The sequence below is a fragment of the Pseudovibrio sp. W74 genome (genome assembly GCF_001623085.1).
In the GTDB taxonomy this organism is placed as follows: Bacteria; Pseudomonadota; Alphaproteobacteria; order Rhizobiales; family Stappiaceae; genus Pseudovibrio.
In genome coordinates, this window is record NZ_LMCJ01000050.1 from 1 (window position 1) to 8,328 (window position 8,328).

6 protein-coding genes are annotated in these 8,328 nt (G+C 52.4%); 3 read left to right on the top strand and 3 right to left on the bottom strand.

Annotation, left to right across the window (positions count from 1 at the left end):
* The first annotated feature begins 254 nt into the window (after positions 1-254).
* Together PsW74_RS21435 and PsW74_RS21440 are read left to right on the top strand one after the other, a co-directional pair.
* On the top strand, positions 255-860 hold the full coding sequence (locus PsW74_RS21435) for a hypothetical protein (RefSeq protein ID WP_063289962.1): 606 nt from the start codon (positions 255-257) through the stop codon (positions 858-860).
* A complete protein-coding gene (locus tag PsW74_RS21440) occupies positions 853-1,971 on the top strand; it encodes an XRE family transcriptional regulator (protein WP_063289961.1) in 1,119 nt (372 codons plus the stop codon). The genes PsW74_RS21435 and PsW74_RS21440 overlap by 8 nt, the downstream gene beginning before the upstream one ends.
* Before the next feature lie 51 nt (positions 1,972-2,022).
* On the opposite strand, the gene PsW74_RS21445 is transcribed toward PsW74_RS21440, so the two are convergent.
* A complete protein-coding gene (locus PsW74_RS21445) occupies positions 2,023-5,622 on the bottom strand; it encodes a hydantoinase B/oxoprolinase family protein (RefSeq protein ID WP_082830666.1) in 3,600 nt (1,199 codons plus the stop codon).
* Positions 5,623-5,857: 235 nt separating this feature from the next.
* Here PsW74_RS21445 and PsW74_RS21450 point away from each other — a divergent pair, with 235 nt between their 5' ends.
* A complete protein-coding gene (locus PsW74_RS21450) occupies positions 5,858-6,400 on the top strand; it encodes a winged helix DNA-binding protein (protein WP_057465707.1) in 543 nt (180 codons plus the stop codon).
* A gap of 32 nt (positions 6,401-6,432) precedes the next feature.
* Here PsW74_RS21450 and PsW74_RS21455 read toward each other — a convergent pair whose 3' ends face one another.
* On the bottom strand, positions 6,433-7,338 hold the full coding sequence (locus PsW74_RS21455; RefSeq protein WP_063289959.1) for a DoxX family protein: 906 nt from the start codon (positions 7,336-7,338) through the stop codon (positions 6,433-6,435).
* 103 nt (positions 7,339-7,441) lie between these two features.
* Positions 7,442-8,328 (bottom strand): EAL domain-containing protein (locus PsW74_RS29470; protein ID WP_208988088.1); only part of this gene is annotated, 887 nt, incomplete at its 5' end.

The window sequence follows — 8,328 nt, forward strand, 5'->3', positions numbered from 1 at the left end:
TGCCGAAGACTCATTACTAACAAACAGCGCAGGCATTGCCTGCCGCCTTGCTCATCCCGACTATCGGGAACTCTAGCTTCACCACTGCATGGGATGCCATGTGGTGCTACTGGTGTTTGGTGAAATATCAAGAGGGGCATATCTAGATGCTGAAACGATTGACATTTTTTATTACAGCTTGTCAACAATCGCATTGCTTGACAAAATTAATAAAAAGCATACTGTAAGTTTCATTCAAGTTAGAGGAATTTTGAATGAAGCCGACGCCTTGGGAAGTGAATCCACAATTATCAAAAGATACAATTGAAGCTATTGCTCAAGCCTTTAAAACTGTTCGTGGTGAAGTTATAGATCTTCACAATGAAGAGTTAGGCGATACGAATCTGTCTTTGGGAGTTCGTTGTTACGAGTGTTGTCGTTCAAGATTGATAGAGCTTTCAGAAGCTGAAGCTATTGAAGGTTTATCTATCCTCACTCACGACAAGAAGTTTACTTTCGCGATCAACGGTGTTCCAGTAAGATTTATACGAAAAAGCCTCGATGATTTGATGCCTTATGGAAAGCTTGTTCCATCAGAAGAGGCCGCGCGACAATATGAGATGTTCCCTGACCTAGCTCTGCAATCATCTATTTCATGGTTTATAGTGATTGAAGCATTCTGTATGCATGCTGCTGATAAAATGTATTTTGCAGGGCATAGCAAGAACGGGAACATTGTGTCGATTTGGAATATCCCGCTAGAAGACAAAACTATAAGATTGGACGCCGTGTTAGACAGCCCACCAGAAGCAAGTCAGACACCCAAAGTACCAATTAAGTTGAAGAAACAAATAACTGCTGTCAGTGTAAACGATGAATGATAAGTGCCATTTTTATGGCGAAAAATTAAGGTTAGCCCGCCTTCTACATGGGCTAACTCAGCAAGAGTTAGGCGAGAAAGCCTGTGTTTCAAGGCAGTTTATACATCAGTTGGAAAGCGATGTTCGAGAGCCTGCAACAGATGTATTGAATGTACTCCGAGAAGTTTTAGCAGTCGAAAAGGCCTTCTTTTCCTCACCTCTCACGAATGAGGTGAGAGTAGAACAATGCCATTTTCGTAAGCGGAAGACTACGCCTGTAGGTGTCGCAAATAGAGTGGCTGCGTATGGTTCTATCTTTGAGCAATTAGTTGAAATAATTCATAGTTTCCTAGAGCTACCTGCAGCCAATTTTCCTAATCCTGACAATCCTAAAGATTGTTACTCCAACCAAGAGATCGAGCAATATGCTTTTGAGTGTCGAAACCTGTGGGGGCTAGGACGTGGACCCATTCCAAATTTGACGAGAGTCTTGGAAAACGCGGGTGTAATCATAACTCATTTTGGTGGGGTTTCAGATAAGGTTGATGCTTTATCCCTTAGCCGAAAATTTCCCATAATTGTGCGGAATGACGCTAAGGAAAGTGTATGTAGAATGCGTTTTGATTTGGCTCATGAATGCGGTCATTTTGTTTTGCATGAGGGAGTCGTAACGGGCGATAACGTTACCGAGAGTGAAGCTGATAGGTTTGCAAGTGAATTGTTGTTTCCTCGCGCGGCCTTTATTTCAGAATTCCCAGACCTTAAAGGACGTCGTCTGAACTGGAGTCTTATTTATAAACTAAAGGTTCGGTGGGGCGTGAGCGCACGTGCGATTTTGTATAAAGCTCACCAGAATGACCTGATTTCTGCGCAACAGTTTCGAGGTGGAAATGTCTGGCTGAACAAGAGTGGTCAAACAAAAGTCGAGCGTTATGACGACAATGTAAGATCTGAAACTCCAGAGTTGTTACCAGATGCTTTAGAAATGTTGCAGAGAGAGTTGGGTATTACACCGTCTGCGATTGCCAGTAAGCTACGTGTTAGTTTGGAAATTTTAGAGATGATCATATCTATAAAATTCGAAACGCAAAGCACTGAAAGCAATGTGGTTCCTTTTTTTAATGCAAAATAAAAACGCCCGGCTGGGTGAGCCGGGCGTTGGTGGGTTCAGTGGCTTGTTTGCCTATTCTGGGGTGCCCCAGCCGCCGCTGGTTGGGGGGACGACTGTGATGGCTTCGCCGGCTTCCAGAATTGTCTGGTCGCAGCCTTTCAGCTCTTCCATCTGGCCGGAATTGCGGCGCACGTAGGTGCGGCCCTTCTGGCCATCTTCGCCGCCCTGCATGCCTTTTGGAGCGATGGTTCTGTGAGAGGCCAGGATTGCGCAGTCCATCTTTTCCAGGAAGCGGATGGTGCGTTTGGTGCCGTCACCTGCATGCCACTTGCCTTTGCCGCCTGTTTCCTTGCGGATGTGGAAGTCTTCCAGCAACACAGGATAGCGGAACTCCAGAACTTCCGGGTCGGTGAGGCGTGAGTTGGTCATGTGGACGTGGACGCCATCAGTACCGTTGAAGCCCGGGCCAGCTGGAGAGCCGGAGCACAGGGTCTCGTAATATTGGTAGGTGTCGTTGCCGAAGGTCAGGTTGTTCATGGACCCTTGTGAATTCGCCATGGCACCGAGAGCTGCGAACAGCGCGTTGGTGATGTGCTGCGAGGTTTCTACATTGCCTGCCACAACTGCTGCCGGATAATGCGGACGCAGCATGGAGCCTTCCGGCACCACAATGTTGATTGGACGCAGGCAGCCTGCATTCATCGGAATGTGGCCTTCCACCATGACGCGGAAGCAGTAGAGCACAGCGGCGCGGGTGACAGGTTCCGGTGCGTTGAAGTTGTTCTCTTTCATCGGGCTGGTGCCGGTGAAATCAACAGTTGCTTCGCGCTTGTCCTTATCAACGGTGATCTTGACCTTGATGGTTGAGCCCTGATCCGTTGGATATTCGTAGGAACTGTCGGAGAGTGCTTCGATCACACGGCGAACGCTTTCTTCAGCATTGTCCTGCACGTGGCCCATGTAGGCCTGCACGGTTTCCAGACCAAAGTGGTCTGTCATCTTGCGCAGTTCCTGAACGCCCTTCTCATTAGCGGCGATCTGGGCTTTCAGGTCGGCCACGTTCTGATGCACGTTGCGGACCGGATATTTGTGGTTGGTGAGCAGTTCGACCAGAGCTTCTTCGCGGAAGTCGCCTTGGTCCACCAGCTTGAAGTTGTCGATCAAGACGCCTTCTTCATCCACCTTGGTGGCGAGTGGGGTCATGGAGCCCGGAGCGGAGCCGCCGACATCAGCGTGGTGACCACGGGAGGCTGCCCAGAACAGGATTTCCTTGCCGTCGTCATCAAACACCGGAGAGACAACGGTGATATCCGGCAGGTGGGTGCCGCCGTTGTAAGGAGCGTTGAGTGCGAATACATCGCCCGGTTTGATCCTGCCTTTGTTGAGGGAGATGATCGCCTCAACGGAACGGTCCATGGACCCGAGATGCACCGGCATGTGCGGTGCGTTTGCTACCAGCGCGCCGTTTTGGTCAAAGACCGCGCAGGAGAAGTCGAGGCGTTCTTTGATATTTACGGAGTAGGCGGTGTTTTGAAGGGTTACACCCATCTGTTCCGCGATGGACATGAAGAGGTTGTTGAACACTTCCAGCATCACCGGATCTGCGGTGGTGCCGAGAGCGACTTTCCTCTCCAGCGGAATGGTGCGGGTTAGAATGATGTGGTTCTTGGCGTTGACCTGCGCATGCCAGCCCGTTTCCACAACGATGGTGGCGTGTGGTTCCATGATGAGGGCAGGGCCTTGCAGCTTCATACCCGGCTGGAACGCATCGCGCTTGAGGATGGACGCATCCTGCCATTTGCCGTTTGCGTAGAATTGGGTCTGCTCTGCAATTGCCGGGGCATTTGCTGCCAGTGCTTCGTCTGGTTCCTGAAGGCCAGCGCCACCACCAATGGCTTCCACTTCGAGTGCTTCGACCACGATGGTCTTGTTCTCGTAGGCAAAGCCGAACTGTTTGATGTGGTTCTGGGTGAAGGCGGCGACCATGGCATCGAGATCACCGGTGTTCAGATCCACCGCGATTGGGGTGTCGGTGCCGTCATAACGCAGGTGCGCACGCGGAAGGATGGAGAGCTCGTCTTCTGCAACGCCCTGATTTTCGACTTCTGTTTTCGCGTCTGTTGCAAGGCGCTGAGCGAGGTCTGCAAGAGCTGTCAGATTGTCGGTGTCCAGCTCTTTAACGACCGCTTGCTGACGGGTGGCGCGGATATCCGCAAGGCCCATGCCGTAAGCAGAGAGGATGCCGGAGAGCGGGTGCACGATGACGGTTTTCATGCCGAGGCTGTCGGCAACCATGCAGGCGCTCTGGCCGCCAGCACCGCCAAAGCAGGTGAGGGCGTATTCGGTGACGTCATAGCCGCGCTGAACGGAGATCTTCTTGATGGCGTTAGCCATGTTCTCAACGGCGATCTTCTGGAAGCCTTCTGCGACTTCCTCGCCAGTGCGGCCATCACCGATTTCAGCGGCGAGCGCGTTGAAGGCTGCTTTGACTTCTTCGATTGCCAGCGGCTCGTCCTGATCTGGACCGAAGATTTTCGGGAAGTAGGAGGCGTTGAGCTTGGACGTCATGACATTGGCGTCGGTGACGGTGAGTGGGCCACCGCGGCGGTAACACTTCGGTCCCGGGTTTGCTCCAGCGGAATCTGGACCAACCTGGAAGCGACCGTCTTTGTAATGGAGGATTGAACCGCCACCCGCCGCAACGGTGTGGATCATCATCATCGGCGCACGCATGCGAACGCCAGCCACTTCGGTTTCAAAGGCGCGCTCAAACTCGCCGTCGAAGTGGGAGACGTCAGTAGAGGTGCCGCCCATGTCGAAGCCGATGAGTTTTTCGAAGCCCGCCATTTTGGAGGTTTCGACTGCGCCAACAACACCGCCAGCCGGGCCGGAGAGAATAGCGTCTTTGCCCTGGAAGAGGGAGGCGTCGGTCAGACCGCCGGAGGACTGCATGAACATGAGACGGCAGTCGGTTTTCTGGATGTCGAGTTCACCAGCAACCTGATCCACATAGCGGCGCAGGATTGGGGAGAGGTAAGCGTCAACAACAGTCGTGTCACCACGGCCTACCAGCTTCATGAGCGGGGAGACTTCATGGCTGACGGAAATCTGCGGGAAGCCGACCTGCTTCGCGATGTTCGCCAGCTGCTTCTCGTGCTCAGGGAAGGCATAGGCATGCATCAAGACGATAGCGATGGAGCGTGTGCCGTCAGCGTAGGCTGCTTCGAGCTGGGCTTTGATCTGGTCAAGGTCCGGAGCCGCTTCAACAGTGCCATCAGCGCGGACGCGCTCATCAGCTTCCAGAACCTGATCGTAGAGCAGCTCTGGTTTGATGATTTCTTTGGCGAAGATGTCCGGGCGGGCCTGATAGCCGATTTCCAGAGCGTCGCGGAAGCCTTTGGTGATGAGCAGAAGGGTGCGGTCCCCCTTACGTTCCAGCAGTGCGTTGGTGGCGACTGTGGTGCCCATCTTTACTGCCCGGATCTGGTCGGACGGGATGCGGGTGTCTTTGGCAACGCCCATGAGGTCGCGAATGCCCTGAATGGCGGCGTCTTTGTAGGCCTCAGGGTTTTCGGAGAGGACTTTATGGGCGCGTATTTCTCCTTGAGGTGTGCGTGCAACGATATCCGTGAAGGTGCCGCCGCGGTCGATCCAGAAGTCCCACTTGCCCATTGTCATGTTTTGTCCCACCTCGATTTGAAATCTTATTCTGTGATACACCTACAAAATGTAGACATATTGTCAATGTGAATATGTGAGAGTCAGGAGAAACGCAGCGATTGGTATTGAAAATTACGTGGACTGGTCTTTTAAGAGAGGTTGTGTGATCTACGTAAACTCTCGACATTATGTTGCGCGAGATGGTGCGAATCTGCGCAATTCTAACTTGGTGGTTGTGAGGTCAAAAATGAGTGATGCTTTAGAGCAGAAAAATACTGGTGGGCTGGGCGTTGGACCGGTCGTGTCCTCATCGCACCTTGCATCGGGTGAATTGCCCGCACTGTCTGAGGTGGAATTTGCGGTGACGATGATGGTGAATGCTTATCATCGTTGGATGGTGCGATGCATGGCAGCTGCAGGACAGGAGGGGTTATCCCCTCTGGAAACGCTTGTGCTTCACTCGGTCAATCACCGTGAGCGATCAAAAACGCTGGCTGATCTGTGTCTCGTTCTGAACATTGAGGACACGCACACGGTGTCTTACGCTTTGAAAAAGCTGGAGAAGGCTGGCCTTGTGCAATCCGGTAAGCGCGGTAAGGAGAAAATTGCCGAGATTACAGAGGAAGGTCGTGCGCTTTGTGATGCTTACAAGCAGCTGCGTGATGCCTTGCTGGTGAAGCCCGTGAAAGAGCTTGGGCTTGATGAAGCCGAGCTGTCCCGGCTTGCATCTGTTTTGCGCAGTGTGTCAGGTCACTACGATCAGGCCGCTCGTTCTGCCGCTGCAATGTAATGTGATCGCAGCGGGAACCAGTTATCGCTTACTCAATCGACATGCTCATTGTGGGCGAGGCCTGTGTCTCCCATGAGCAGTTTGATCCATCCGGGCATCTTACCTGTTCTGCGCAATGCGCCATCTATGGAGAATTCTCCCCCTCCTGTGGTGGTGAAGCTAAGATAAGACGCAAACAAGATCAGCGGCAACTCCCATGAGACGGCTGTGGCAAAGGAGACAAAGCCGTGCTCCAGCGCCCCGCTCAATGTTGCTGCAAACAAGATATAGGCGGCTGCGAAGAAGCAAGAGAGACGGGTGAGCAGCCCGAGGCCGATACCAATTGCAATGGCCAGTTCTGCCAAGCCTGCGGCATCAATAATCATTGCAGGGTCGGGATAACCGAGTAGGGAGAAGAACTCTACATGCTCCATGTAAGGGAGAGACCCGGCAAACAACTTGTCGGTGAAGTGTGGCACCATCACAAAGCCAACCAGAATGCGGAAGAAGGTGAGTTGCCATTGCCAAAGTGTCAGGCCACGGCCTGCGGTCTCAAATGAATTGCGCTGGATTGTGCTGAGGAACCAGATGAGATTGACGAAGAAGGCAAAGGCAAGCGGCCAGCTGAGCAGGTATGCATAATAAAGTGAGGCAATCCGCCAGGCGACAAGTTGGCAGAGCAACATGCACAAAAAGCCGAGTGTGAAGTTTTTCGGCACGACGATTACGACGAAGAAGAATGCCAGTGCAAGCCAGATCAGCATGGGCCGTAATGCAGATTCTGGAATGGGTGACATGAGCACTTCCAGAGAGATGAGTGCGACGACGCCCAGCAAGAGAGCTGTAATGAGGGATTGAAGTAGCTGGAAGAACGACAAGTAGTGGAAGGGCCGTGCAATCTCCGCAAGATCCTCCTCTTCGCTCATGTCCTCAGTATTTGCATTGCTCTTGTCTGCCATAGCTACCTCACAGCGAATCCCAAGCGCGGGTCATTTGTGTCAAGGTAGCGTGCTGCACCTAGCGAGAGATATCCTGCTATTCTCGCTAGGCTTATTTGAGAGGTTATCCGACGTAGGCAGCTTCAATCTGCTTGGCCTCTTGTGTTCCAAGCGTGCAGCGGACATTTGCGTGCGGATTGGCCGGATCAACGTTAGATGGTTTGCCGAAGTAATAACCTTGAACGATATCGCAGCCGCCGGCTCGCAGGATTTGGGCCTGCATTTCTTCTTCAACGCCTTCTGCTGTGATCAATACGTCAAGTGAACGGCCAAGACCGATAATCGCAGCAACGATTGCGTCGGTGTGGGCATCCTTGCCGATGTTCATGATGAAGCTGCGGTCGATCTTAATTTTGTTGAACGGGAAGCGAGAAAGGTAGCTTAGGGAAGAATAGCCAGTGCCGAAGTCATCCATGGCGATGGACACGCCCATGTTCCCGATCTTCTTGAGCGACTTCACCACGCTGGTGGTATCGGCAATCAGAAGGCTTTCGGTGATCTCGATCTCAAGGCGCTCAGGTGCCAGACCAGATTCTTCGAGGGCTTCTGAAATCTTCTGCTCGATCAATCCGGTCTTGAACTGTGCAGGCGAGAAGTTGACGGCGACTTTCAGGCTTGTGTCAGCCCAACTTGCCGCGTCAGTACAAGCTTTTTTGAGCACATATTCGCCGAGCGCTTCAATAAGGCCTGTGTCTTCTGCAATTGGGATAAAGACTTCTGGTGAGATACGGCCTTTTTCCGGATGGACCCAACGAAGCAGGGCTTCAAAAGCTTTGAGTTTGTTGTCTGCCAGACCAACCTGAGCCTGATACACGACTGAGAAGCCGTCGAGCTTGAGCGCACGGATCATCTCTGTTTCCAGCTCGCGGCGACGTTCCAGCTCTTCATCCATGCTGGACTCGTACCAGGTATAAGTAGAGCGGCCACCGTTCTTGGAGCGGTAGAGCGCCA

Bases quoted from the DNA above. Each gene is read 5' to 3' on its own strand.
- PsW74_RS21445 (WP_082830666.1), bottom strand. From the start codon at position 5,622: ATGGGCAAGTGGGACTTCTGGATCGACCGCGGCGGCACCTTCACGGAT.
- PsW74_RS21440 (WP_063289961.1), top strand. From the start codon at position 853: ATGAATGATAAGTGCCATTTTTATGGCGAAAAATTAAGGTTAGCCCGC.
- PsW74_RS21450 (WP_057465707.1), top strand. From the start codon at position 5,858: ATGAGTGATGCTTTAGAGCAGAAAAATACTGGTGGGCTGGGCGTTGGA.
- PsW74_RS21455 (WP_063289959.1), bottom strand. From the start codon at position 7,338: ATGGCAGACAAGAGCAATGCAAATACTGAGGACATGAGCGAAGAGGAG.
- PsW74_RS21435 (WP_063289962.1), top strand. From the start codon at position 255: ATGAAGCCGACGCCTTGGGAAGTGAATCCACAATTATCAAAAGATACA.